The 25232-nt window shown below is 56.3% G+C and carries 22 protein-coding genes; 11 read left to right on the top strand and 11 right to left on the bottom strand.

Translation table 11 applies throughout. The annotated features are described in order from the left end of the window. Positions 1-76: 76 nt before the first annotated feature. From RFER_RS15660 to mobB, 3 genes are read left to right on the top strand one after another with little or no spacing between them, the layout of a single operon-like run. Positions 77-715 (top strand): TorD/DmsD family molecular chaperone, encoded by a 639-nt coding sequence (locus RFER_RS15660; RefSeq protein WP_166485742.1) that lies wholly within the window; start codon positions 77-79, stop codon positions 713-715. Further along, the gene (locus RFER_RS15655; RefSeq protein WP_011465363.1) at positions 712-2349 is read left to right on the top strand and encodes a 4Fe-4S dicluster domain-containing protein; all 1638 of its coding nucleotides are present in this window, start codon (positions 712-714) and stop codon (positions 2347-2349) included. The genes RFER_RS15660 and RFER_RS15655 overlap by 4 nt, the downstream gene beginning before the upstream one ends. Continuing rightward, positions 2346-2855 (top strand): molybdopterin-guanine dinucleotide biosynthesis protein B, encoded by a 510-nt coding sequence (mobB, locus tag RFER_RS15650; protein WP_011465362.1) that lies wholly within the window; start codon positions 2346-2348, stop codon positions 2853-2855. The genes RFER_RS15655 and mobB overlap by 4 nt, the downstream gene beginning before the upstream one ends. A 24-nt stretch (positions 2856-2879) precedes the next feature. On the opposite strand, the gene RFER_RS15645 is transcribed toward mobB, so the two are convergent. From RFER_RS15645 to RFER_RS15635, 3 genes are read right to left on the bottom strand one after another with little or no spacing between them, the layout of a single operon-like run. Continuing rightward, entirely contained in the window at positions 2880-4190 is a 1311-nt protein-coding gene (locus RFER_RS15645; RefSeq protein ID WP_011465361.1) for a sigma-54-dependent transcriptional regulator, read from the bottom strand. Beyond that, on the bottom strand, positions 4187-5572 hold the full coding sequence (locus RFER_RS15640) for a sensor histidine kinase (RefSeq protein WP_244095733.1): 1386 nt from the start codon (positions 5570-5572) through the stop codon (positions 4187-4189). Before RFER_RS15640 ends, RFER_RS15645 begins: the two co-directional genes overlap by 4 nt. Before the next feature lie 59 nt (positions 5573-5631). Next, complete coding sequence (locus tag RFER_RS15635; RefSeq protein WP_011465359.1) at positions 5632-6495, bottom strand: PhnD/SsuA/transferrin family substrate-binding protein; 864 nt, start codon at positions 6493-6495, stop codon at positions 5632-5634. A 172-nt stretch (positions 6496-6667) separates the two neighbouring features. Between RFER_RS15635 and RFER_RS15630 the strand changes: the two genes are divergently transcribed. The 6 genes from RFER_RS15630 (at position 6668) to RFER_RS15600 (ending at position 14756) form a co-directional block, all read left to right on the top strand. Further along, positions 6668-7195, top strand: a complete 528-nt coding sequence (locus RFER_RS15630; RefSeq protein WP_011465358.1) for an arsenate reductase (azurin) small subunit — start codon at positions 6668-6670, stop codon at positions 7193-7195. A 10-nt stretch (positions 7196-7205) separates the two neighbouring features. Then, a complete protein-coding gene (locus RFER_RS15625) occupies positions 7206-9689 on the top strand; it encodes an arsenate reductase (azurin) large subunit (protein ID WP_011465357.1) in 2484 nt (827 codons plus the stop codon). A gap of 1080 nt (positions 9690-10769) precedes the next feature. Further along, positions 10770-12395: an ATP-binding protein gene (locus RFER_RS15615; RefSeq protein WP_011465356.1), complete on the top strand. Its 1626-nt coding sequence runs from the start codon at positions 10770-10772 to the stop codon at positions 12393-12395. Then, positions 12388-12993: a response regulator transcription factor gene (locus RFER_RS15610; RefSeq protein WP_011465355.1), complete on the top strand. Its 606-nt coding sequence runs from the start codon at positions 12388-12390 to the stop codon at positions 12991-12993. Before RFER_RS15615 ends, RFER_RS15610 begins: the two co-directional genes overlap by 8 nt. 198 nt (positions 12994-13191) lie before the next feature. Beyond that, on the top strand, positions 13192-13509 hold the full coding sequence (locus tag RFER_RS15605) for a hypothetical protein (protein ID WP_041790861.1): 318 nt from the start codon (positions 13192-13194) through the stop codon (positions 13507-13509). Further along, entirely contained in the window at positions 13506-14756 is a 1251-nt protein-coding gene (locus RFER_RS15600) for a putative Na+/H+ antiporter (protein WP_011465354.1), read from the top strand. Before RFER_RS15605 ends, RFER_RS15600 begins: the two co-directional genes overlap by 4 nt. Positions 14757-15050: 294 nt before the next feature. Here the strand turns inward: RFER_RS15600 and RFER_RS15595 are convergent, their stop codons facing one another. The 3 genes from RFER_RS15595 to RFER_RS15585 form a co-directional block, all read right to left on the bottom strand. After that, a complete protein-coding gene (locus tag RFER_RS15595; RefSeq protein WP_011465353.1) occupies positions 15051-16055 on the bottom strand; it encodes a sodium:calcium antiporter in 1005 nt (334 codons plus the stop codon). An 889-nt stretch (positions 16056-16944) separates the two neighbouring features. After that, the gene (locus RFER_RS15590; RefSeq protein ID WP_011465352.1) at positions 16945-18537 is read right to left on the bottom strand and encodes a B12-binding domain-containing radical SAM protein; all 1593 of its coding nucleotides are present in this window, start codon (positions 18535-18537) and stop codon (positions 16945-16947) included. A gap of 278 nt (positions 18538-18815) precedes the next feature. Continuing rightward, complete coding sequence (locus tag RFER_RS15585; RefSeq protein ID WP_041790859.1) at positions 18816-19028, bottom strand: hypothetical protein; 213 nt, start codon at positions 19026-19028, stop codon at positions 18816-18818. 1214 nt (positions 19029-20242) lie between these two features. Between RFER_RS15585 and RFER_RS24170 the strand changes: the two genes are divergently transcribed. After that, positions 20243-20389, top strand: coding sequence for a hypothetical protein (locus RFER_RS24170; protein ID WP_166485741.1), 147 nt, complete (start codon positions 20243-20245; stop codon positions 20387-20389). A 10-nt stretch (positions 20390-20399) separates the two neighbouring features. Here RFER_RS24170 and RFER_RS15580 read toward each other — a convergent pair whose 3' ends face one another. Beyond that, the gene (locus RFER_RS15580) at positions 20400-21479 is read right to left on the bottom strand and encodes a hypothetical protein (RefSeq protein WP_011465351.1); all 1080 of its coding nucleotides are present in this window, start codon (positions 21477-21479) and stop codon (positions 20400-20402) included. Further along, positions 21476-21664, bottom strand: coding sequence for a hypothetical protein (locus RFER_RS15575; RefSeq protein ID WP_166485740.1), 189 nt, complete (start codon positions 21662-21664; stop codon positions 21476-21478). The genes RFER_RS15580 and RFER_RS15575 overlap by 4 nt, the downstream gene beginning before the upstream one ends. A gap of 590 nt (positions 21665-22254) precedes the next feature. On the opposite strand from RFER_RS15575, the gene RFER_RS15570 reads away from it, so the two are divergent. After that, positions 22255-23808: a DNA cytosine methyltransferase gene (locus tag RFER_RS15570; RefSeq protein ID WP_011465350.1), complete on the top strand. Its 1554-nt coding sequence runs from the start codon at positions 22255-22257 to the stop codon at positions 23806-23808. 32 nt (positions 23809-23840) lie between these two features. Here the strand turns inward: RFER_RS15570 and RFER_RS24940 are convergent, their stop codons facing one another. Genes RFER_RS24940 through RFER_RS15560 form a run of 3 tightly spaced genes read right to left on the bottom strand, consistent with a single transcriptional unit; the run spans position 23841 to position 25218 of the window. Then, entirely contained in the window at positions 23841-23972 is a 132-nt protein-coding gene (locus tag RFER_RS24940) for a hypothetical protein (RefSeq protein ID WP_279587676.1), read from the bottom strand. A gap of 16 nt (positions 23973-23988) precedes the next feature. Next, on the bottom strand, positions 23989-24756 hold the full coding sequence (locus RFER_RS15565) for a hypothetical protein (protein WP_041790854.1): 768 nt from the start codon (positions 24754-24756) through the stop codon (positions 23989-23991). A 3-nt stretch (positions 24757-24759) separates the two neighbouring features. Continuing rightward, positions 24760-25218 (bottom strand): very short patch repair endonuclease, encoded by a 459-nt coding sequence (locus RFER_RS15560; RefSeq protein WP_011465348.1) that lies wholly within the window; start codon positions 25216-25218, stop codon positions 24760-24762. Positions 25219-25232 lie beyond the last annotated feature (14 nt).

Here is a 25232-nt window from a genome sequence, read left to right as displayed (position 1 = left end):
AAACATGACACTGGCAGAACTGGCCCAGATTGCGGGGCGCCGCAGCAGCACTTGGTGGCTGTTGTCGCGTCTTGTGATGGAGCAGCCCACGGCCGTTTGGTGGGACGAACTGCAAGCCGTGCTCGCGGCGGTAGATGTCGATCCGACAACTCCGCTGGGGACAGAATCTGCCTTGCTATTGAAGGCATTGCTTGGCGCGCGCAATCAGCCCGATGGATTGACGCCGCTTGCCGTCGATCGCACCAGATTGCTCGCTGGCGTCATGCAAAAGCAGGGGTTACCTGCGCCTTACGAGAGTGTCGCGCTTGGTTTGGAGATGAACAGTGACCTGGTGCTTGATGTGATCGAATGCTACCGAGAAGCGGGACTGGAAGACTTTAGTCTCGAACTCGGTCCGCCTGATTTTCTGGGCGCCGAACTGCGCTTCATGGCATTGTTGGGTTACCGTGAAATGCAGGCGTACCAAGAGCGTGACGCGGGTTTGGCTGCGTTGTGGCTATCACGCCAGATGAAATTTTTGGATGAACATTTGTTGACTTGGGTGCCGGCGCATTGCAGGCAACTGTGTGACGCGGCGGCAACCCCTTTTTATGCCGCACTTTTTAATCTGCTGAGTCAAGCTTGTTTGCTCGACCGCAGCGACCTCGATCAAGTGTCCCATTGTCTGGCCCATGAACTGCCAGTGGATGCTGCGCCCCTAGGTGCCCCAGCATGACCGCACCGGGCTGTATGGCCGCCTTGACACCGCTTGCGACTGGCGCCACGGTCTCACCTGAAGCAGTGCTGTTCGAATCATTGGGTACCGTTCTGGTGTTGGGTGACGACGCCAGCGTCGGTGAAGTCGCAGAAATCGTCGCGCGCAATCACCGCACGGTGGTATTTGCACCGGGCATAGAGGCGCGTGCCTTTGCTTCGCATGTGACCACAGTGGGGCGGAAAGTCACCGCAGTGCAGGGTCACCTGGGTGCCTTTCAAGCCCAAGTGCGATCTGCATCGGGAGTGAGCGACATTGGCGCGGCCAGCCCCAACCCCAACCGGTTTTTCGACATGGTGCTCGATCTGTGTAGGCGACCGTTGTGGACGTCGGAACTGGCCCCTTTGGGCTATTTCGCTCCAGGGGGCGGCGCAAAGGAACAAGCTGCTGCATTTGAGGCCATGCTGGCCCTGGTTGGGAAATTCACAAAACCTCGGTATCTTTCCTACCAAACCGACTTGTGTGCCCATGGGGTCAGTGGTTTTCAGGGCTGCACTCGCTGCCTTGATGTTTGCTCTGTGCAGGCCATTGCATCTGCTGGCAACACGGTTCGTATTGATCCTTACCTTTGTCAGGGCTGTGCCACCTGTACATTGGCCTGCCCGACGGGCGCCTTGAGTTTTAAATTCCCGACCCGAGACGCGCTAGGCAGACGTTTGGAACAGACTTTGAGTAATCCTGATACGGCCAAGACGGTGTTGATTGTTCATTCACGTCAACTTGCAGCGTCCGTCCAAGCCACTATCGCCCAGCAAGGGGTGCTGTCGCTTGTGGTTGACCCGCTACCGGCGTTTGGCGACGAGCTCTGGCTGCGGGCCTTGGCCCTCGGGGCAGGTACCTTGGTGCTGGTGGCTGACGAGTTGTTGTCGCCGAAGTCGCGCAGCGTCATTGAGTCACACATGTTGCAGATGCATGCCGCGTTGCCAACGTTGGGACTGGCGCGTGATCGCCTTGTTTGGCTTCAGGAGCGTGACTTGGCACGATGGCTCGATGAATATGGAGCCGAGCCGCTTGGGGCAAGGGGACAGAATGAACTGGAGTCCGCCAGCAACGGGAGGCGACCCGTGTCCAGGCCTTCTGCGTCTCCTTCGTGGGCGCGCTACAAGCGATTGGCGTGGATTGATGACGTGAGGCTGTTGGGTGCGTCCGTCGGTGCCGAAACGACGGCTGTGTTACCTGCGGGCTCGTCCTTTGGTCAGGTCCGCGTGAACGCGCAACGCTGCACGCTGTGTTTTGCCTGCGTCAACCTGTGTCCCACAAGCGCGCTGAAGGCGGTCGATGCAAAGACGCAGCAACTCGTGTTTCAAGAGAGTGCCTGCGTGCAGTGCGGTTTGTGTGTTGTAGGTTGCCCGGAAGAAGCCCTTTCGTTACAGGCCCGGTTTGCGCCGCAGACCTTGGCAAATATGACACGCACCGTGTTGCAACAAGATGAACAGTTGGCCTGCACTTCATGCGGCACACCGTTTGTCAGTCGACGCCTGCTGGCGTCCAGCCTGGCACGCCTCAAGGATCACCCGGTCATGGCCAAGGGCGGACGCGAGGCACTGATGACCTGCCCAAGCTGCCGACAGCGAGAAATGCTCAGCCCGTCATGAAGATTTTTGGCGTCGCAGGGCATTCCGGCATGGGCAAGACCACGCTGCTGGAGCGACTGGTGCCCGCCATCGCCGCGCGCGGTCTGGTGGTGTCTCTCATCAAGCACAGCCACAAAAATATCGACATCGACCGACCCGGCAAAGACTCTTACCGCCTGCGTGAATCGGGTTGCAAGGAAGTGCTGTTGCTGGGCAACGACCGTTGGGCCCTGATGCACGAGCTGCGTGGGGCGCCCGAGCCGTCGCTGGACTATTTGCTTGACCGGATGCAGCACTGTGACCTGGTCCTGGTTGAAGGCTTCAAGAACGGCAACTTCCCGAAGCTGGAAGTCTGGCGCGAGTCGGTAGGCAAGCCTACCTTGTGGCCCGACTGGCCGGGCATTGTGGCGATTGCCAGCGATACCCTCTTGGCAGCCAGCGCACAGGCGACGGCTCCGGCTCAGCTCGACCTGGCGGATGCGGCGTCGATGGTAGATTTTGTGCTGGCGCACGCTGCCACACGTTAATTGCAGGCACTCGGCCTTTTGTCTTCAGGCGCTGATCGCCAGTCGTTTCATTTTTTCCCACAATGTCTTGCGCGAGATGGCGAGCAACTCTGCGGTCTTGCCGACGCTGCCTTCGCACCGGTTCAAGGCCTTACGGATGTGCACACGCTCTGCGTCTTCCACCATGGCCTGCAAAGGAATGATGGCTTCCGTCGGCGGCGCAGGGATTGGGCCGCGGTTGTGCGGATGGTCGGGCAGCGGTTCATCCAGAATGCCTGCGTCGCTCATGACGACCGCCTGTTCCAGGTAAGAGCGCAACTCACGCACATTGCCACGCCAGTCGCGCCCCATGATGTCGCGCATAAAGACTTCTGACATGGCCAGTGGCCGGCTCTGTTCTATCACCATAGTGGCCAGCAGACGTTCGGTTAGCCAGCGAATATCTTCGGGTCGCTCCCGAAGCGGCGGCAAATTGATGCGGATGACTGCGAGCCGGTAAAACAGGTCTTCACGAAACCGACCGGCCGTCATGTCGGCATAGAGGTCCCGGTTAGTGGCCGCCACCACGCGGAAGTCGCTGTGTGTGGTGCGTTCGGAGCCGAGCCTAAAAAAACATTTTTCCTGCAGCGCACGCAACAATTTGGCTTGCATGTTGGCTGGCAAGTCCCCCACTTCATCCAAAAAAAGTGTGCCGTGATCAGCGCGTTCAAGATAGCCACGATGTTGTCGTCCCGCACCGCTAAAAGCCCCTTTTTCATAGCCAAAGAACTCTGCCTCCAACAGGGTCTCTGGAATGGCAGCGCAGTTCACTGCCACAAACTCACCCTTGTCAGGCCGCGGGTCAAGCCGGTGAATCAGTTGTGCGGCAACCTCTTTGCCAACACCGGATTCCCCATTGAGCAAAACGGAAACTTTTTGCTGTGATACTTTCACCACCAGGGCCTCCACCCGACGCATGGCGGGTGAAATACCTAACACCACTTCTGGCGTTGGAAGTGGTCGATTGGCCACTGCGTTTTGTACCAATTCAAGCAGTTTTTCAATATCAAATGGTTTGGTCAGGTATTCCCTGGCGCCGCCCCTCACCGCTAGCACAGCATCGTTGACGCTGCCATAACCGGTGAGAAAAAACCATGGCACTGAACGGATGCTCGCGGGCAACTGCACGAACCAGTCTGTGGCCAGCCCATCAGGCAGCCGCACATCGCTGATGATGGCAGCGTGATCCTTTGTCACCTCTAACTGGGCCTGACCCAGGCTGTGGCACCACTGAACCTGCAAGCCTTCGAGTTCAAGTCGCTGCACCAGCGACTCGCCCATGATCGGATCATCTTCAATCAGCAAAATACGTTTCACGTTTCTTTCTCCAAAGGCTCCCGATTGGGTAGCCAAAACACCAGTCGGGTCCCGCTGTCGGTTGTCTCGTCGAGATTAAATCCGCCTCGAAAGTGGCTTGCCAATTCCTGGCACACCCACAGACCAAAGCCGCGTGGGTCTTGCCCGCTTTCAGTGTCCAGTGTGGTGTTGAATTTTTCAGAGCTGAGGGGAGTACCGGTGTTCAATACAGAAAAATGCACTGACTCGGCATCGGCTTTCAGTACGGCCTCGATCCGTCCATGCTCACCGGCCGCACCGAGTGCATTGAGCAGCATGTTGAGCATCACCTGACGCAGCGGCGCTGAGGGTACCCGCAGGGCTGATTCGACTTCCAAGCGTGTCGTGAGCGTGATATGTTGCCGGACCGCCGTGGTCCGAACCAGGGTCACTATGTCGTCCAAGTCGCCCGGCTCCAGCGCACGGTCTTCCCGGCGCGCCTGCGGCAACAGGGCGGCTACGGTGGTTCTAATTTGCTGCAGCCCTCGCTCCAGTAAATCGACTGTACTTAATCGGATGGGTTCTGAGTCACCATGCAGACGCAGGGTCTGGGTGGCAGTGATCAGACCAGCCAGCGGATTATTGATTTCATGTGCGACGGCAGCAGTCATTCTGCCCACGGTGGCCAGGCGCTGTGCTGACAAGGCCCGTGCCTCGGCCTTCTCACGCTGTTCGAGCTCGCTCATCAATTGCAGCACGGCCCCGCCAATGCGGCGCAGTTCAGGGTCGGTGGTTTGAGGCACTTCATTGCGCAGGCGATTGGGTGCTTCACGACCAACCCGCTCAATCACCTTGACCAGTCGCTCCACTGGGCGAGTCATGCGTCGGCCGACCCACCAACCGGCGGGTGCCAACAGCATCACGGCAAGCGTGATGCCAATCAAGGCGGTTTTAGCCAGGGCGAGCCAATCGGGCTCGAACACAGGTGCCTCCACTTCCATGAAGACATAGCCCAAGCTTTGGCCATCTTCGCTGCGAATCGGCTCCAGCAATATGACGGCACCATTGTTCAACGCCAGTTGCTGCCTGGTTCTGAGGTTAGATGCGCTCATTAATCGCTGCCCATGCCAGTCGGATCCTAGCAATGTGCGTCCGATTTCAAGCTGAACCGGCTCCGAAGCAGCAAAAACCCGCCCCTCGGTGTCGAGCACGGCCAGCCGAGTATGGCCTGTGGCCGCACCAGGAATCAGACCCACCGTGTCGCGCAACAGGGTGAACGTGCGCCAAGTGTCGTCGCCTACCAACAAAGGACGCGCTTGGGCCACCAAAAGCACCACGGCCCGATCTAGCATGGCCAGTGTTTCTCGCCGCGCGGTGCTGGCGGACATACGGGCTGAGACCGCAGTCACCAGCAGCGCAGTCATCAGCACTGCCAAAGAGAGACCGAGTGGTATTTGTACCCGGTACGGAAAGCGCCGCAGCATCAGGCCCCCACGCCGCTGCCCGGCACGGTCTGGGCTTGCCGGCGGATCGAGTCAAAAAGGTCTGGGCTGCCTGCAGTAAAACCAGTCAAGTTAAGGTCGTGTAACAGGGCTTGCCCAACTCCATCATTCGACATCGACAACACGGCTTGCTGCAATTGGGGTCGAAACGGGTGTGCGGTGTTGCGCAGCGTCACCAATGGCGGGAAACCATGGCGTTCTGATTTCCAGACTACCTCGGTCTGTGCGATGGCCGCCATACCTTGTTGGCGCATGGTCTCCCAAACATAGCCGTCAATGGATCCGGCCTGTGCCAACCTCGCCGCAACTGCTTCTGCGACGTTACGATGACCGTGCGCAAAGAAGACGCGCTTCAGATCGCGTTCCCGAACTCCAGCCAAGGCAAGTTGCACCTGGGCCACGAGCCAACCAGAGTTGGACAGCGGATCGGAGTAAGCCAGAACTTTGCCCCGCAAGTCGCTCCATTGCTTGATGGCGACGTCAAGTTGCCGAGAGCGAATTAAATAGGCCTGGTAAACGGGTTCACCTTCATAAAGTGGCACTGCCAACAAGGACAAGTCGCTTTCGTACCGAATATAGGGGTAGCCGCAAATCCACGCTGCATCAATTTGCCCGGAAAAAAGCAAATCAAGGATGGCCTGGTACGACTCTCGGGCCACAAAACTCACTTCGCACCCGACATTGGACGAAAGATAACGCTCCCAGCGTGACAGGAAGGCCACCTGGTCGGCAAGTATGACGGACGTCAATCCGATGCGTAATCGCGCAGCCGAAGCCGCCACTGGCCCCGTGATGGCGGAGACAGCGGTTGCTAGCAGCGCCTGAATACCGTGTCTTCGATTCATGGCTTTGTCTCCTTGCTGTTACGAAAAAGTAACTTAATTTTTGAGAATATGTTACCAAATCAACCCAACAAATTTTGACCACCTGTCTAACTTATTGATTTTTAACAAAATTGAGTCTGGCACGTAGTTTGCAATAAACAGTCGGATCAATTATTAATAAGCAGGAGACAGCATGGAAGACGTAAAACTTAGTCGGCGTTTCTTTTTGAAGTCCAGCGGTAGCGCCGCAGCCGCAGTGGGTGCGGTGGTCATACCCATTCACACTGCCCAGGCGGCGGTGCCAGTGGTGGCGGGTGGCAGCACCACGCTGGCGTACCCTAAGGCAAATGTCGGCAAATCAGCTGGCATGGCAGTCAACGAAGCCATCGGCTTCAGTTACCCGGACGAAAGCTCGCCGTGCTACGTGATCCGTATGGGCGCACCGGTACCCGGCGGCGTGGGACCCAACGCTGACATCGTTGCCTACAGTTCGATGTGTACCCACATGGGCTGCCCCGTGGCTTATGACGCCGGCAGTCGGACCTTTAAGTGTGGTTGTCATTTCTCGATCTTTGACCCCGAGAACCACGGACAAATGGTGTGCGGTCAAGCGACGGAAGACTTGCCAAGAATCAAGCTTGAGTACGACACCCAGACCGACTTAGTCCATGCCGTCGGAGTCGATGGCCTGATCTACGGCCGCCAGTCCAACATTCTTTGAGGGAAACGCCATGTCAACCAACATCAATGACCGCATTGCACTGCCCCCAAAAGACGCCCAAACCACCAACATGACATGTCACTTCTGTATCGTCGGTTGTGGCTACCACGTCTACAAATGGGACGCCAATACGGAGGGAGGTCGTCCCGCCAGTGAAAACGCACTGGGCGTTGATTTCACCCAGCAAGTGCCGCCGCTGGGCATCATCATGACCAAGGCGATGACCAACACCATCACCGACAAGTCGGGCAAACGCTGGAACATCATGATCGCGCCCGACAAGGCCTGCGTCGTCAACAGTGGCCTGTCCTCCACCCGTGGCGGCAAGATGGCTTCTTATATGTATGCCCACGATGGCATCGGTAAAGAGCGACTTAAGACTCCACGGATATTCCGTGGTGACCAGTGGTTTGATACGGGCTGGGACAGTGCCTTGGCTCTTTATGCCGGTCTCACCAAGAAGATTCTGGATAACGATGGTCCCTCGGGCTTGTTTTATGACTGCTTTGACCACGGTGGTGCTGGCGGCGGGTTTGAGAACACTTGGGGTACCGGCAAACTGATGTTCAGTGCGCTGCAAACGCCCATGGTGCGCATTCACAACCGTCCGGCCTACAACTCGGAGTGTCACGCCACGCGAGAAATGGGCATTGGGGAGCTCAACAACAGCTACGAAGACGCCCAACTGTCTGACACCATTTTTTGCATCGGTGCCAACTCCTACGAGACCCAGACCAACTATTTTTTGAACCATTGGGTGCCCAACATGAATGGCGGCACCGAGGACAAAAAGAAAAAATGGTTCCCGGGCGAAACCGCTGCTGCGGCCAAGGTCATCATCGTCGATCCGCGGCGCACCGCCACCGTGGCAATCAGCGAACAGGTGGCCGGCAAGGACAACGTACTGCACCTCGACATTGAACCGGGTTCCGATACCGCCCTCTTCAACACATTGTTCACTTATGTGGTTGCGCAAGGCTGGCACGACAAAGCATTCATTGCCAAGCACACGCGCGGTTTTGAAGATGCGGTCAAGACCAACCACATGTCGCTGGAAGATGGTGCCAAAGCCACCGGCATTTCTGTGGCCAAGCTCAAGCAGGCCGCTGAATGGGCCTACAAGCCCAAGGCCTCGGGCCATCGCCCACGTACCTTTCACGCGTATGAAAAAGGAATCATCTGGGGCAACGACAATTACGTGATCCAGAGTGCGTTGGTCGGCCTGGTATTGACCACACAAAATGTCGGTCGGCGTGGCACCGGTGTGTGCCGCATGGGCGGGCATCAAGAGGGCTACACCCGCCCACCGTATCCCGGCAACTCAAAGGTGTACATCGACCAGGAAGTCATCAATGGCAAGGGCTTGATGTACACGTTGTGGGGCACCAACCCGTTTCAAACCACCATCAATGCCGAACAACACCGGATGGCGCTGCGTCGTCGTGCCCAGATCGTCAATGAAGCGGTGTCACGCGCCAAAGGGTCTAGCACGGAGCAGATGGTGGACATCATCTACAACGCCTGCAAATACCAAGGGGGTCTGTTTGTGGCGGCCATGAACCTCTACCCCACTACCATCGCGGATGACTGCCATCTGTTGATGCCCGCCGCGCATCCCGGTGAAATTAACCTGACCTCTATGAACGGAGAGCGTCGTTTGCGGCTGTCAGAAAAATTCATGGATGCACCCGGTTCGGCCAAAGCAGACTGCCTGATTGCCGCCGACATTGCCAATACCTTGAAGGCCATGTATTCGAAAGAGGGTAAGGCCGATATGGCCAAACGCTTTGAAGGCTTTGACTGGAAGACAGAAGAAGACGCCTTCAACGATGGCTTTCGCCGCGCAGGTCGCCCCGGCGTCGGCCCGATTGACAGCCAGGGCGGTGACACTGGCTATATGGCCACCTACGCGCTACTGCGCAAGGCGGGCAACAACGGCGTGCAGTTACCAATCAAGCGGGTCGACGGTGACAAGCTCATTGGCACTGAAATCCATTACGCCGATGGCAAGTTTGATACCAAGGACGGCCGGGCCGAGTTCAAACCAGCACCCTGGAACGGACTGCCTAAGCGCGTTGCTGACCAAAAAGCCAAGCACAAGTTCTGGATCAACAGTGGCCGCGCCAATGAAGTCTGGCAAACCGCTTATCACGACCAGTACAACAGTTTTGTGCGCGACCGCATTCCGATGGCTTTCCTGGAGATGAACGTGGAAGATGCCAAACAACTGGGCGTGAGTGGCGGCGATGTGGTCGAAGTGTTCAACGACTACGGCAGCACCTACGCCATGGCTTACCCCTTGAAATCACTCAAGGCTGGGCAGACTTTCATGCTGTTTGGGTACATCAAGGGCGTCCACGGTGACGTGGTGACCGATTGGGTGGACCGCAACGTGGTGCCCTATTACAAGGGTACTTGGGGTAGCGTCAAACGCATTGGCAGTGTAGAAGACTACAAGGCTACGATCTCATTCAAGGATCGACGCTACGCTTGAGGGGTCGCAAGTAAGAGGGTGGCGCAACAGCCGCCTTTGTTACTTGGCACGAACCGGGGTTCGCGGACTTTTAAAGATGCCCGCCGACGCAGAGGATACGGATTGAAGCTGAATTACAAATGTTGAAATAACAGCCAGTTCGCATAAAAAATTTCAACTCCAAGCGATCTGGATGACCGGTTGGAAAGTAGCTGAGGGAGTTTTAACGAGGGTGGGCATGGAGACTCGGTGCAGTGTTTACTCTGGGCACTGCAGCGAAATTGTACCGAAGGCCTAAATTTATACCGGGAAAACAAAAAGAGCACTTAGGCGTTTTTCTTAAGTGCTTGATCTAGAAAGAAAAGAGTGGTGGGAACTGAGAGATTCGAACTCTCGACCTACGGATTAAGAGTCTATTTTTTCAACAGCGACAAAACAATAAATTCAATTAAATCAACAACTTAGCCTACCCTCAAATACCTCATTTTACCCCAGTTTCCCGTGCTAAGTGCAGCAAAATTGCAGCAAGATTTGCTCGATCAATCCTTCGCCAGTAAGTTGAGGTATGTCGAACTAGGGCGTGAATTGGATGGGCAACCGACTGGCGAAGTCTACGTATTTTCTATGTCGGCAAAAGACACGTTCCTGACATAGAGTTTGCCGAACTGCCTTCTCCAAAGCCGACATATACATCAGCAGCTGACGGTCGGTTATGTGGCGCTAATTTTGATGGACGCTGCACCAGCAGTCGACCAACTCTGGCCGAAGCCCAGGGGTGCTTCCGGGTAGTAGGGGTCTCTTCAATAACCTTCCCCGCCCCACGGGGTGGCGTCTTGGCTGCACTGCGACTCGTATGCTTCGCGGATCGCCTTCGTTCGTTCTGCAATCCCCTTCGGACATTGTCGTGTTTCGGCCGCCCAAAGGGTCGGGGATTAGCCCCAGCTTTGACCAAACACGGCACTGACTAAGGTATTAGTGACAAATATTGCCCCAGGCATTTGCCTTGAAGCCAGCATGGGACGCTTCAAATACAGCAGCATCTGACAGAAACGGCACTCCCGCAATCAGGCGATCGTTCGGATTCGAGGGAAAATCCACTTCATGACAAACATTGGTCTGACCCAGCCAAACCGAACTTCGCATCGAATTCCATGGCTTTTTGGGCTGGGATACATACTTGTTTTTCTATTGCTCGACTGGGCGAGCTACATACGGCCTTTACAGGGTCTCAATATCACGCCATGGAATCCGCAACCGGCGGTTGCCGTCGCATTGCTGCTATTGAATAGGCGGTGGCTGTGGATTGTCTGGGTAAGCCTGATAACGGCTGAGTTGGTCGTGCGCGGAAATCCAGCCGACTGGCTTGTAGTATTGACATCAACAGCCGCGCTCAGTCTGGTTTACGCTGCCATTGCCCATAGCTTGACAACTCGAATGGATCGCGCGCTGGCCTTGGCCACACAAAAAGATCTTTTGTGGTTCACTGGCATCGTCATGACGGGAGCACTGCTGAGCGGTGTGGTCTACATCACAGCATTCTCAGTGGCAGGTCTAGGGCCGAGTGGTCCAACCTACGAGCCGATCGTTCGATATTGGATTGGCGACGCCGTGGGTCTAATCGTGCTGCTGCCAATGCTTCTCGTTGTAATGGATCCCCTACGTCGGGCCACACTGCTCGAAACGCTTAAAAGCCGTCAGTGGTGGGCCGTCGCTGTTCTAACGTGCTTGCTCCTTTGGGTCGTGTTTGGTCCAGGTGGGCAAGACCATTTCAAATACTTCTACTTACTGTTTGTGCCTGTTGTCTGGGCATCAGCCAAGCTGGGGGTACCTGGGGCTGTGCTTGCCTCGGGCCTGACCCAGTTGGGACTGATCTTCGCCGTGCAATCGGTACCCAACGAGGACCTGACGGTGTTCGAGCTTCAGGTGCTGATGGCCGCAGTTACCATGACAGGTTTACTTCTTGGCGTTGCCGTTGATGAAAGAACTCGCGCAGCCGCTGAACTTCGCGGCAGCTTGCGCATGGCTGCGGCCGGCCAGATGGCGGCGGCGCTGGCCCATGAATTAAGTCAACCCCTTACAGCACTGAGCAACTACGCCCAAGCCTGCCAAATGCTCGTAACCGACGCACCCGGCCTACAACCGGATCATCGTGACCAATTGGTCGAAGTTATGCAACGGATGGTTGACGATGCCAACCGTGCTGGTAATGTAATCAAGCGTTTGCGCGACTTTTTCAGGACCGGCTCCACACATCTGCACTTGATCTCACCAACGGCCATCGTCAGAGAAGCAGTGCAAGTTCACCTTCGCCGGGCCGACGCACTGAAACTGCGTATGGAGAGCCAAATTCAGGACAACTTACCGATGGTATGGATGGATCCTATCCAGATCGCCGTGGTCCTGCGCAATTTAGTCACGAATGCCATAGACTCTGCCGCAGCGACAAGTAGTGGCGACCTCGTGGTGATTCGGGCGTACGTCACCGATGGCGAGTTGCTGATCGAAGTTAAAGACAATGGCCCCGGCGTCGGCACGGCTCGCCTGCAAACCCTGTTTGAGGCCGGACCGTCGGACAAGCCGGGCGGCATGGGAGTTGGTTTGAGCATCTGCCGCGCGATTGTTGAAGCCCATGGGGGCAGACTCTGGGCTGAACCGGGCTCAGAAGGCTGCTTCCGCTTTACGCTGCCAGTGGAGAGCGAAAACCATAGCGAAGTTAAAAATGCATAAGGAAACTGTGTTCATAGTCGATGATGATGCATCGATTCGAGATTCGTTGTCACTCTTATTGAGTCTGCGGGGATATGCAACTGCGCTGTTTGCCAATGCCGAGGATTTTTTGGCGGCGCTTCAGCCCGATTGGCGAGGCTGTGTGGTGGTTGACATCCGAATGCCCGGCATGTCGGGGTTAGAGCTTCAAAGGTGTCTGCGAGAGCGCGGTCCGAGTTTGCCAGTCATTGTCATAACAGCGCACGGAGACGTCGCAGCGGCCCGACAGGCGTTTCTGGCAGATGCCGTGGACTTTATTGAGAAACCTTTTGACGGCAAGCAACTTCTGGGTGCGATCGAGAACGCCCTGTCTGGCTTTCGCGCCCTTGACATTGCACAGGCTAGAGCTGCTTTCACCAAACCAACGCTTGGGCAACTCTCGATACGAGAGCGTGAAGTAATGACATTGATGGTTAAGGGTCTTCACAACCGTCGAATTGCTGAGACGCTTGGTATCAGTCCCAGAACCGTTGAGGTCCACAAGGCACGGGTGATGGAAAAACTCGGCGCACAAAACATTGTCGATCTGGTGCGATTGGTTGATAAGGGCTTGACCTGACGCCATTGATCGATGAGCGACTCTGTCGCGTATTGACCTTGCTTACATCCCTTACGGGGTAGCCCTTACGTTGGTTCACGAATATCGCTAAACGTCACAAATTGATAACCTCCGATCCGCTCATAAGGAGGTTTAGGTGTTCGGTAAACAGGTATTTTTTAAAGAGGATGGCTGGCTCTCAAATGTCCAGGCTCGTCAATGAACCGGCTGTGGCTGGTGCTATTGCCTGAACTCCGGAAGTTTCCTGAGGTTAAGCAGGACAAGGCGCTTCAAAATGCGCGCGATTGCGAACTCGAATCGTCAGAACTTGTCGGCATTGCGGTTTGGCTGGTGCTCGTGACTTCGCTCACGAAATATCTTTTAACTAAAGCCTCATTGTCTAGCGACCCTTCAGCAACGCTAGCAGTGAACATCGTAGTTGATGTCCCACTACTGGCAGTGGTGTTCGTCCCAATCCATATTCGCCGCTTGCGCCGCGGTCTTCGTAAGCAACTCGACCAGCAGGGACGGCTATGAACGCGATCCAATGGGTCGGCGCGGGCCTCTTCACCGTGGCTCTGGTGCATACGTTTTCCACAAAATTCTTCGAGCGCATGGCACATCGCGGACCGGACCATGCCGGAATGTGGCACTTGCTCGCAGAGGTGGAGGTAGTCTTCGGCTTCTGGGCCATGGTGTTAATAGTAGCCATGGCCGTCTTACTAGGTAGACAAGCGGCAACCGACTACTTGGATTCACGGAACTTCACTGAGCCCATGTTCGTGTTCGCGATCATGGTAGTAGCAGGTAGCCGGGCGGTGCTGGACATGGCACGTGCCAGTGTGAACATCATCGCCAGATTTATTCCGCTTAGCGGAGGTATGGCGTTCTACTTCGTCGCGCTCGCTTTTGTGCCACTGCTCGGCTCGCTGATCACAGAACCGGCAGCGATGACCTTGGCCGCCTTGATGCTGCGAGACAGGATTTATGGTTCCAGCATATCGACCAAGCTCAAGTACGCCACCTTGGGGGTGCTTTTTGTCAATGTGTCTATCGGGGGCACGCTCACGTCGTTTGCAGCGCCGCCGGTATTGATGGTGGCATCTAAGTGGAACTGGGACAGCTGGTACATGCTGGGTCATTTTGGCTGGAAGGCCGCGCTGGCGGTAGGTGTCAACGCGCTGGTAACAACACTCATTTTCAAGAAGGAACTATCGCGCCTGCCCCGAACGTCACAGAGCAGAAGTGCGAAGTTACCCGTCTGGGTAGCCTCGCTGCACATCCTGTTCCTTGTCGGCGTGGTTGTATTCGCCCACCACCCTGCGGTTTTCATGGGACTCTTCTTGTTCTTTATGGGGTTTGCGACTGCCTACCCTCAATTCCAGGACCGACTCATCTTGCGCGAAGGCTTGCTGGTGGCGTTTTTCCTCGCCGGATTGGTGGTCCTTGGTGGCCAGCAGCAGTGGTGGCTTGAGCCACTTTTGAGGAGCATGGACTCGACCACCGTCTATTTTGGTGCAACCGCACTAACTGCGGTGACCGATAACGCCGCACTGACCTATCTTGGCTCGCTGGTCAGTGGTCTAGGCGACGAGTTCAAACATGCGCTCGTGGCCGGCGCAGTGACTGGCGGCGGCCTGACGGTTATTGCCAATGCACCAAATCCGGCGGGCTTCGCTATTCTGCGAGGTCATTTCGAAGACGAGGCGATTCATCCCATGGGACTGTTGGTGGCCGCGCTGCCGCCAACCCTTATGGCCGTACTGGCGTTTCGGCTACTTTGAAGAAAAACAACATGTTTCGGCCTTAGTGGGAGCAATTGCCGACATGGTGGTCAACCCTGTCGGCCTAATTCACATTTGTTCTTGCGTTGGCATTCGCGATTGCAGCCCTCGCGCTGCTGGCTGATCTTTTTGGGCAGGAAGGCGGAAGTCGCTCGTGGATCCGACCTGAGGAAATCGACGATTGGAGTCGTGAATTTCACTTGGATGTCTATTACGCCTTCGTCAAAATGGGCTGCTCACTGCGGCACCGCCCCAATCGCGGTGGTAGTGCTCCCGTTTCGTGTGCTTTGAATACTACTGTCCATGTAGGAATTGAATCGCCGCATTCAACAAGTACAAGGCCAATAGCGACAGGCTGGCCCAACTGGCAATATGCCAGACCCGCGACACTGGACGATAAGCCAGGGACACAATCACAACGCCGCTCATCAAACAAGCGGTAATGGCCGACACAGCATGCACTTGCGACACATGCGCATAAATGGCGCCAGGCAGGTACGCAAAGTCATCGATTGCCAGAATCAGCACGTCGAACAGATTGCTGCCCAGCAGATTGCCAATCGCCATATCGATCGCGCTTATGCGGATGGCACCCCAAGTGGTGGCCAGTTCTGGCACGGAGGTGGCAAATGCCACAAATAGCGTTCCAACGAAGGAATTCGACCAGCCCATGAGGCGGGCCAACTCCACGCCGATGATTGGTAACCAGATGCCTGCGCCCACGATCGTGGCCGAGGCCACGCCGTAGCCCATCAACGCGGCCTTGAGGGTCATGTCCGGTTGTTTGGCCACGACGAGGCTGGAGCGGCGCTGCTCTGTCAGGTAGAGCGCACGTATCGCCACCAAATACATCACAAAGATCATCACGCTGGCCAAACTGACATGCCCGATGGAGGGCATCATGCCCTGCGTGGTCAGCAGCACCGCCAGGCACACACCCGCCAGCAGAATGACACCAAAGCCCGCCGACACGATATGTCCACTATCTGCCAGGGCGTAGATAGCGCCTTTGCGATAAGTCACATCGATCATCGCAAGAATCGCCAGGTTGAAAACACAACTTCCGAGAACGTCACCTACGGCAATGTCGGGCGCTGCTGCGACTGTCACCGCGCTCAAGCCCGTGACCAGCTCCGGCAAGGATGTGACGGTCGCCAGCAAAATCAGGCCCACCCAGTTGCGCGAGAGCCCGGTGAGCGCGGCAAGGGCATCCCCATACCGACTCAGGCGCACACCCGCTACGCCAATCACGCCCACGCACAAGCCAAATTGCAGCCAGATCAGAACGACGGAGTCCATAACGTCTGAAGATAGGGGATGTTGATGATGGCCGCAACGACAATTGACAACTTAACGTCTAATGATGATGCCGGTGATGACGTCGGACACGCACACTTTTTGGATAGATAAAAACGTTTTCTTGCTTTCCAACAGCTAGGGTGGCCACCGCGCGCGGCGAACGAGGCCTTTGACAGATGACCAAGACTGCCAGTGAGTTTAGATTCCCGAAAGCAGCCGCTGGTCAATACCCGCTGCGTTGCTGTCAACGATTTTCCTTCTGCCAGCATCAGCAATGCGGATTGGTCGCCGATTGAGTGACAGCTGTATGGAACGCTGAGCCAAATATTCTTCTGCTTCCCGTAAGGTGCCACCCGTGAGCACCCGGTACTGGTCGGTGGCGCGGGTACGAATTTGCGATTGGGTTCCCACTGAGCCGCCTTGCCAAATACAACATCAAATGGTGCTTTCAATGTCAGGTATTTTGGTCGTCTGAATCTCCGCATTGGGCACCAAGCAGGTTGCCATGACCGGTGGCTTGCCGGCCGCGAATTGAGACTCCATAAAGCTGCCGCAGGCGAAGGACGGCAATCGCTGCGCTGTTGACGGCCAACCGGAAAAATTGATCCTCGTCCTTGTCTGACTGCTCCCGCGTTTCTGGCATCGGTGGCGAACGGCCGGTTCCGGCGAAATCCAAAGTCAGCTTTCGACTTTCCGCTGGGTTTCATGCAGTTCCGGTGAACGTCGGGTATGTGTCTTAAAGAGTCGTGCGAGCGTGTGGCTCGGGTGGCCGCTTGCCATTTTTGATGTCGATTTGAAACTTCGGACTACCTGCCCCAAAGCCGCCCATCAGACTGGTCAGGGTAGCCAAAAAGCGAAAGAGTTGAACTCCTTTCAGCTACAAGGAGGTTCAGTCCACCTTCTGGCGGACCGCCAGGTGGCGCATTTGGCGGTCCGCCAGCGTTTTGGCGCCCAGCAATTGGGGCGCTTCGCGTTCGGGCAATAGCCCTTTGAGCGCCTGCGGACTGGCGCGCGCGCCACTGGCAACGTAGTCGGCCAGCAGCGCTTGTTGCACGGTCAAGGCAGGCAGGCCGCGCTGGGTGCAGAGGTAGTCAAACATCGCGTCCACCAACGCCTCCGGTGTCAAGCCGCTGGTTGTGCCGCTTTTAAGCCACTGCCAGTCGGCAAAATCGAGAAAGGAATAAAACGGTGACGGACCAGCCAGCAACACCGGCAAGGTGCGCGTGAAGCGCCCCGAGTTGGCGATCATGTCCCAATAGCGCGAGAACCGAGCAAAGCGCTGTAGCGTGGCGGCATCCACCGCGCCGGTCTGGCGTACGGTGTAGGGCGGATCGGGGTCGTACACCATGCCGTAGGGTGTGCTGTGGCGAACAATCGGCGTGCCACGCAGGCGCTTGAGGATGCCGAGCTGAATCTCGTGCGGGCCCAGCCCGTGCAAGCGGTCAAAGCCGGTAGCGAAGCTTTCCAGCGTCTCACCCGGCAGACCAAAAATCAGGTCGGCGTGCAGATGCGCGTTGGACTGTGCCACCAGCCAGCGCAAATTGGCCTCGGTTTTTGCATTGTCCTGCTTGCGCGAGACACGCTGTTGCACCGCGATGCTAAAACTCTGCACTCCCACTTCAAGCTGGAGTACGCCGGGCGGGAATTTCGCGACCAGGACTCTGAGCCGGTCCGGTAGATGATCGGGCACCACTTCAAAATGAACGAATATCTCGTTACCGAGCGCATCGGGCGCGGGCAGCCGGTCCAGAAAGAACTGCAGAATGCGAACCGAGGAATCGACCTTCAGGTTGAAAGTGCGATCCACAAATTTGAAATTGCGCGCACCGCGCCGGTACAAACCCTGCATTTCGTCCAGAAAGGCGTCCAGATCGAAGGCGCGCGAGGTCTTATCGAGCGAACTCAGACAAAACTCGCACTTGAATGGGCAGCCGCGCGAGGCTTCCACATAGAGCAGACGGTGCGCCAGATCGGCATCGGTGTACTCGGCGTAAGGCAGCACGAGCTGGTCCAGCGGCGGCTCTTCGCCCGCGATGATCTTCATCAGCGGCTGCGACCCGTGCAACAAGGCGCGGCACAGCTTTGGAAAACTCACATCACCCCAGCCGGTGATCACATGGTCGGCCAGGCGGACAATCTCCTGCTCGCCCAGTTCATGGCTGACCTCGGGCCCACCCAACACGACTTTGACCTCTGGCCGCTGGTTTTTGAGCAAGCGCACCACTTTCGTCGTTTGGGTCACGTTCCAAATATAGACGCCAAACCCAATGATCTGCACTACGCCCGGCAGCGGCTCACCCAGAGTCGCCAGCAGCTCGGCCGCCACCTCCGGTACCTTGCGCGCGATGGTGAACTCCCGCAGCACCGTCTGCCGTCTCAAAGCCCCCATATTGGCCAGCAGGTAGCGAAGACCAAGCGAGGCGTGGATGTACTTCGCGTTGAGGGTGGTCAAGACAATAGCGGGGCCATCAGAGGGAACCATGCGCGCATTATCGAACCCTGATCCAAACCAGCTTCGTTAAAGACACCCCCTGACGTGATCTCCAGATTCGGCATGGGTATGGGCGAAGCCCATGGGAGCGAATCGAAATAGCTGTTCCGCCACTCTGACTGGAAGACATGGCTGCTACTCACGTTGTTTCCGGTGGCTGAACTTATGACAAGTTATTTTGTCAGCTATAACTTTTCGGCGTCCCTAAAACGGTCGATTTTGTTGTTCATTGTGTGCTCGATTTGTTGGTGCTTGTTGGATGTCGTCGATCAATGGCCAGCAGTGCACGTCAGCACGCGCCCGATGGCCCGATAAGACGCCCCGTGCGCGAGCAACCCGGCTGCAGACGCGACGCCTGGGGTGACCCCCTTGGCAGTGCCGCTCATGCGCTCAGCGAGGCTTTTGGCAGTGTGGATGGCGCTGATTTGCGCAGAGCAGTAGGCGGCGTTTGCGGCGGCGATATTTGTGAACTGAGAGGTCATGTGGGGACTCCTGAACTGAGCGGCAAACCGGCAGGCGGATCAGAAGCAGCGATGAAGTGCGCGTCCGATATAACGTATAGGCGTTCGAGTGGGACGAATTGAGACTGTTATATGTTTGTTACACAATGAGAGCTCAGGAGAGGCGGTGCGCAACCTTCATAAATTTATGAAGGTTCAATTTGCCCAGATCAGGTGCGTGAAGCGCTATACATTCGTATGGACGAACGTAAACCGCAAACCTTCCAGGAGATGCTCAACGCAGGTTGGGATTGGGATATCCTGCGTCTGAAGCTCGTCTACGAGTAGATCCCAAATTTGAAGTGGTATTTGTGGGATATCAACCAGCACACCGGGATTTTTGTGGGCCTGATGTTCGCTAGGGTGGTGCTTTTGGGCTTGGTGCTCGTGAAATTGCATTAGTTTCTGGAGGTCACGGGTGTGCCTAGATGGCGGCTCATGACTTATGCCGATATGTGGGATGCTCTTCTTTTTTGCGCCGGCGGGGTGGGTGGCGCTCGCTGCGGCGGGCGGCGGGGATTTGAGCGCGTCGCCGTGATGTTGCGATCATGGGGGGGCTTACGCCGCGAACATCCGATCCGACCAAGGCCTATGGGCCTGACATCCGGGCCAGCGAGCCCTGTGATTCTGGCCAAAAAACGCCCAAGAGCCGAAGTTTTTGGCGTCACAAAACTACTGTGTTACCGCCCAAAAAACGGCCCTAAGCTGCCAGAAATGTGCAACCCAGGGGGCCGAATGGTTTTTTTTGCAGGCGAAAGCGGCGATTTTGGACCCTGGAAGTCGGCCGCTCGGCCCTGGTTGGATTGGATGTTGCGGCGTAGCCGCTTGGATGTCCTGCCACTCGACTACCCACCTGCCAGCCCTCCTGCCTAGGAGCACTCTGCGCGTCACCACGGTGGCGGCTCTATGCCGAAGTATCCCCGGATTGGCCCACCGGCTGTTACTAGGCCAATCCATTCCGCAGGAGTAACGTCAAACAAGCCAGCACGCACGCCACCAAAGCGCCTCAACAATCAAACAAAGTCGCATCCCGAGGGGGTAGTAGGGCGCTTGTCACGTTAAAGCAGCTTAAAGGCGCCGCGCTGCATATCCACTTAAGCTGCTACTTCATCGCCCAAACCCACATCGCCCCACACTAGGCCAAAATCATTCTTTCAAATCTGTTTTTAATTGTTTAACTATTGTTTAGGCGATATTTGTACCAAATTTCGCCAATTTCTCATTGGCAAGCTCTGCGCGTTACCACGGTGTCCCTGCGCGTCACCACGGTGAAAATGCGCGTCACCACGGTGGCCCTGCGCGTCACCACGGTGAAAATGCGCGTTACCACGGTGCCGACGTGACAAACCAGCGTCAAATATCGCCCCAGGATTCGTCATCTACCGCCGCCGTTTCCGTCTCTGCTTCTACGACTCCAGCATCAAATTCCACGCCCAGATCCAGACCGCATTCGATATTGCTTTGCTTCTTCGCCGTGCGCCTCCAGACAAACCGCTGAATCGGCTGGCGCGTGTCCGGGTCTCGAGCTGTCGCCACTTTACTCGTCCCCTCCACGATAATTCCACCTACCTCCAGTTCTTTGAGCGCACTTTTACACGCCCGCACAAATCTCGACGTTGGGCCGTTGTAGCCGAAAAGCGCTTGTAGCTCCTCGACCTTGATTGTTTGCTGCTTATCCTGCGCGTGTCCGCTGACATAAGTGAGCAATTGCTGGGAAATACCAGTGGCCAGCCCTAACCGCACATCCCAAGGCTGGTACGAAAGGTTTGAGTAAAGCTGCACACCAGATGGGTCAAGCCACACGACCGTATCTCCGGTTTCTTGCTCAATCTCAAAGCCGAGCAGGTGCGTTTCCACGTGAAATTTTCTGGACTTCCCAGCGACTTTTCTTGTGTAATCGATCGAGAAATGGGCTTGGGACAAGCGGCTAAGGCGCATGCGCATTGCAACGAAATTGTCGGCTGAGTCGTTCAAGCCGCAGATCTTTAGGAGCTCTGCAATTTTGAAATAGATGCGTGTGCCGAGCATCTGCGTTCTCGCGAGCATCAGCACCGCAAGCCAGGCCGTCTCTTCCTTCGGGCCCAGCTCTGGACCGGTATACACAAGTGACTGAATCCCGCGCCCCATGGCCAGCTCTTGCTTCACCAACTCGGGGCGATCGTTGCTGTTTGCGGGCGACCGAATCAGCCCAGCGCGCGTCAACTCAGTAGGGAGAAAGGCCATGCCGGCCGGCACCCGGCGCGTCTGGTGCAGCACTTTCTTCAGGAGCGCCTCGTCACGCTCAGCCGCAGCAGGCGCGTAGTCCGCCACGCTCGCCGGCACCTCTGCCTGCACCGCCATCGCCACTTTGTGAGCTGCACATGCGCGCATCTCGGCCGCAGCTTCGCGCTCAGCCCGCTCTTCCCGGGCTTCGTAGTCTTCGAGCGCGCTCATTTCGCCACCCCCGCATCGCGCTCAGCACGATACGCCGCCACCAAGGCTTTTGGCACCCATGCGAGCACGAGCCCAGCCTTCGCTTGGCGCTCTTTAAACACCGCCGCCTTAATTTCTTTTGTCGCGTATGTAAGCGGACGACCCCGGGGCTTCTCTGCTGATTTCGCGATTACTGCTTCTGTCATTTTCATTGCTCCTGTGCCCAAAACTGGGCGCGAGCAAACGAAAAAATTTCATAGGCTCCCTACGTATAGGAAGAAAATTTGGCTACTTTCAGTTATTTTGTAAATAAAACAAAAATAAAAGCTATCGCATCCTTTCATTGATAGCCAACACCCACCGATAGACGAAAATCGTCTCGCAAATGCACCGCTGAACGAAGTAATTTTTGGCTCAACACGCTCGCCTCACCGGCGCTCCCTTCCCAAAAAAGAAGAGCGCCACCCCGGCGCCCTTCTTTTTCTCTCCCCCTGTCTCCTGCCTTAACGGCAATCCCACCATCAGACGTTGTAAACGCTAGCCGCAAGGTGCGCCTGACCGCCATGGCGCCGAACAGTGAGTGGATCGAAGCGTATGAGGCAGCGCCAGAAATGGCCCGGCGCGCGTGATTCGGGACGGCGTCTAACCCCGGCCGATTTGTCGGGGAGACTTTGGCGTGGAGCAGCTAAGATACGACGTTGCAAAAATCGGGCTGACGTGCCGCCGAGGTGACCAATTGGTGTCAGATCGGGCGTTCAAGTGGTCATTTTGATTGAATTGATAAACAGAAGAATTGATGTTGCAGCGCGGTGAGATTCCGGTGATCGACTTGTTCGCCGGTCCGGGGGGGCTTTGCGAAGGTTTTTCGTCAATTTTTGACGAAACCGGCGCGCGCCGCTTCGCCGTCAAGGTGTCGATTGAAAAGGACCCCGTGGCTCATCGAACCTTGCTGCTGCGGGCGATTTTTCGGAAGTTTGCAAAGGGCAAGGTTCCAGACTGCTATTACGAGTATCTGCGCGGGAACATTACCCGCGAGCAGTTTTTCGCGCATCCGGACATCAAAGATGCGGCTGAACACGCCGCGAAGGAAGCCAAGTGCGCGGAGCTTGGACTTACCCCGCACGCGGAAATCGACTCTTGGATCAGCGAGGCGCTCGGCGACAAAACCGATTGGGTTCTAATTGGTGGCCCGCCATGTCAAGCGTATTCATTGGCCGGACGTTCGCGGCTAAGCGGAATGAAGCGCGAAGAGTTCGAGAGCGACAAACGGCACTTTCTCTACACGGAATACCTGCGCATCATCCAGCAGTTTGAACCGTCGGTTTTCGTCATGGAAAATGTCAAGGGGATGCTCAACTCAACCCACGGTGGATCGCGCATATTCGATCGCATCCTCGCCGATCTCAAAGCGCCCAAAGAGGGCCTCAGCTATGAGATTCGTTCGTTGGTCGTTGGCGGGGACGAGCTCGAACCCAAAGACTATGTTATTCAGGCCGAAAACTATGGCATTCCGCAAAACCGCCACCGAGTGATTCTTTTCGGAATCAGGTCCGATGTGGCGGAGTCGACCACGGCGTTGAAAACCAGTCCACGTCAATTTTTGTTGAGGAAGTCCTTTCCGCAGGTTGGCGTTGATGAGGCTTTGGCTGGATTGCCTGCGATTCGAAGCCGCCTGTCAAAGGAAGATGATTCGCATAAAAAGTGGCTTTCGGCCTTGCGCAAGGCGCCGACCACGCTTTTGACATGGCATATGCCAGTGAGGGAAAAAATTGAAGTCCTGATGAAGAGCGCGGCGAAGAAGGCTAAAAACCACGAGTCCGCTGGGGAAAAGTTCACTGCCATGAAGGTGGAGCCAGGTGAAAAGATGCCTCAACCGTTAAGGGCATGGTTGCTGGATGAGCGTGTGGGGGGGGTAGTTCAGCATGAGAGCAGAAGCCATATGCGATCTGACTTGCATCGCTACATGTTTGCGTCTTGTTTTTTAAAGTCTGAAAAATATGCGCCAACTCTTCGCAATTTTCCACCTAGGCTTTTGCCTGCCCACTTAAACGTCGATGCCGAAACGGTTCCCTTCGTGGATCGTTTTCGTGTGCAGGTGGGTAACGCCCCGTCCTCCACGGTGGTCGCACACATCAAGAAGGATGGGCATTACTACATCCATCCGGACTCATCGCAGTGCAGGAGTCTGACGGTCCGCGAAGCCGCGCGATTGCAGACTTTTCCCGACAATTATTTCTTCGAGGGGAATCGCACGGAGCAATATGGCCAAATTGGCAATGCGGTTCCGCCATTACTGGCAAAGAAAATTGCCAAGGTGATTTACAAGTTTTTGTCGTCGCCGCGCGAGTGAGCGTCGAACGCGTCAATCCACGGCTGATGCCATCAATCGGTGGTTTGAAATTCCTTCGACTTGGCAAGGCTCCACGCTTGGTCCCACAGTTCGCCCCATTGATCCATGCCGCCTTCGGCTGCCGGGTCCATTCCGTATTTCTTGAACACGTCATAGAGGACCATGTTTACGTCGCAAAAGTCATGAGAATGGCATATGTATGCCTGAGTCCTCGCGCCAAACTGTCGCCAGGTCCAACGCCTCGGCCATATAGTGCTCGTCCACTTCAATTCGCGCGTCATACGCCACCATAATGCCGTGCCCTGAGTCCCAAGGCCTTATCAAAGTCTTCGTAAGCTCTTCAATGTCGCCCCTGAGCCAGCGCCTAGTTAGCGATTCTGGCCTGGCGAAATAGCTCCCCGGCATGCCCGGATAGCGCAAGAAGTTTTGGATCGAAGCCATTTTCCAGCCCGTGCTCGCAGACGGTAATAGCTCCTCGGTATCCTTTAGTCGATCCGACTCTATGGAGTCGGCGAATTGTGCCTTTGCGTCCTCAGTCATGCGGATTTGGAATTCGTTGCCGTCTCTGGCGACTTCCATGATGCCCCGCTCGTTCATGTCAGCCACCCGCCGCAGTAGCGAGACCTTTCCCAGCTCCTGCATTAGTCTTGCAGCAAAGCCACGCGAGCGTGGTGTGCTCTCCATAAGGGGGAAGCCGGGCTGTTCCAGCGGCTCAAAGAGCTCGGAGACGGCTCTGTTCCATCCCCAATACATGAGATCGAGCGAATGCTCGGCCCCTTCTTTGTCAGAACTGGCGCTTTGGGCGTGTATCCCCCAGTAATCCATCGCGCGGACTACTTCGATGAACAGAACGAACCGACCCATCCGATCACTGGGGAGTTTCTGGAGGACAGTTGCCAGATGGGACTCGGCCAACTCTCTGAGGGCTTGGGTGGTTGAATCGGTCATGGCTCAGCTTCGCGATGGGGCGCCTATTTCACCGAGCCGTGCATCGCTCTCGATCCATTCGCACAAAGTGCCTTGGAGACTGACAGTGGCCTTAGCGTCACGCGTAGAGCATTCCCAGACGCACAGCACTCGCCAGCCCAAACCTTGGAGCCTCTCGACTGCGCGGCGGTCTCGCTCCATGTTGGCCTCAAGTTTGGCCTTCCAGAAGTCGGCGCGAGTGACGGGCATTTTGGCGAATCGGCACCCACGGTGAAAATGCCAGAAACAGCCGTGGACGAAGATGGCGATCTTGCGGCCCGGCATGACGATGTCCGGCGTGCCGGGCAAATCACGGCGATGAAGTCGAAATCTGTAGCCTGAGGCGAACAGCATACGTCTAACCAGAATCTCAGGCTGGGTGTTCTTGCCTTTGATGCCGGACATCATCCGGCTACGGACAGTGGGGGAGACGACATCAGCCATTCACCGCTCCGGCC

It is taken from the genome of Rhodoferax ferrireducens T118, assembly GCF_000013605.1.
Classification (GTDB): Bacteria; Pseudomonadota; Gammaproteobacteria; order Burkholderiales; family Burkholderiaceae_C; genus Rhodoferax; species Rhodoferax ferrireducens.
Note: the sequence above shows the minus strand (reverse complement) of the source record. Positions and strands in the feature narration are given on the sequence as shown.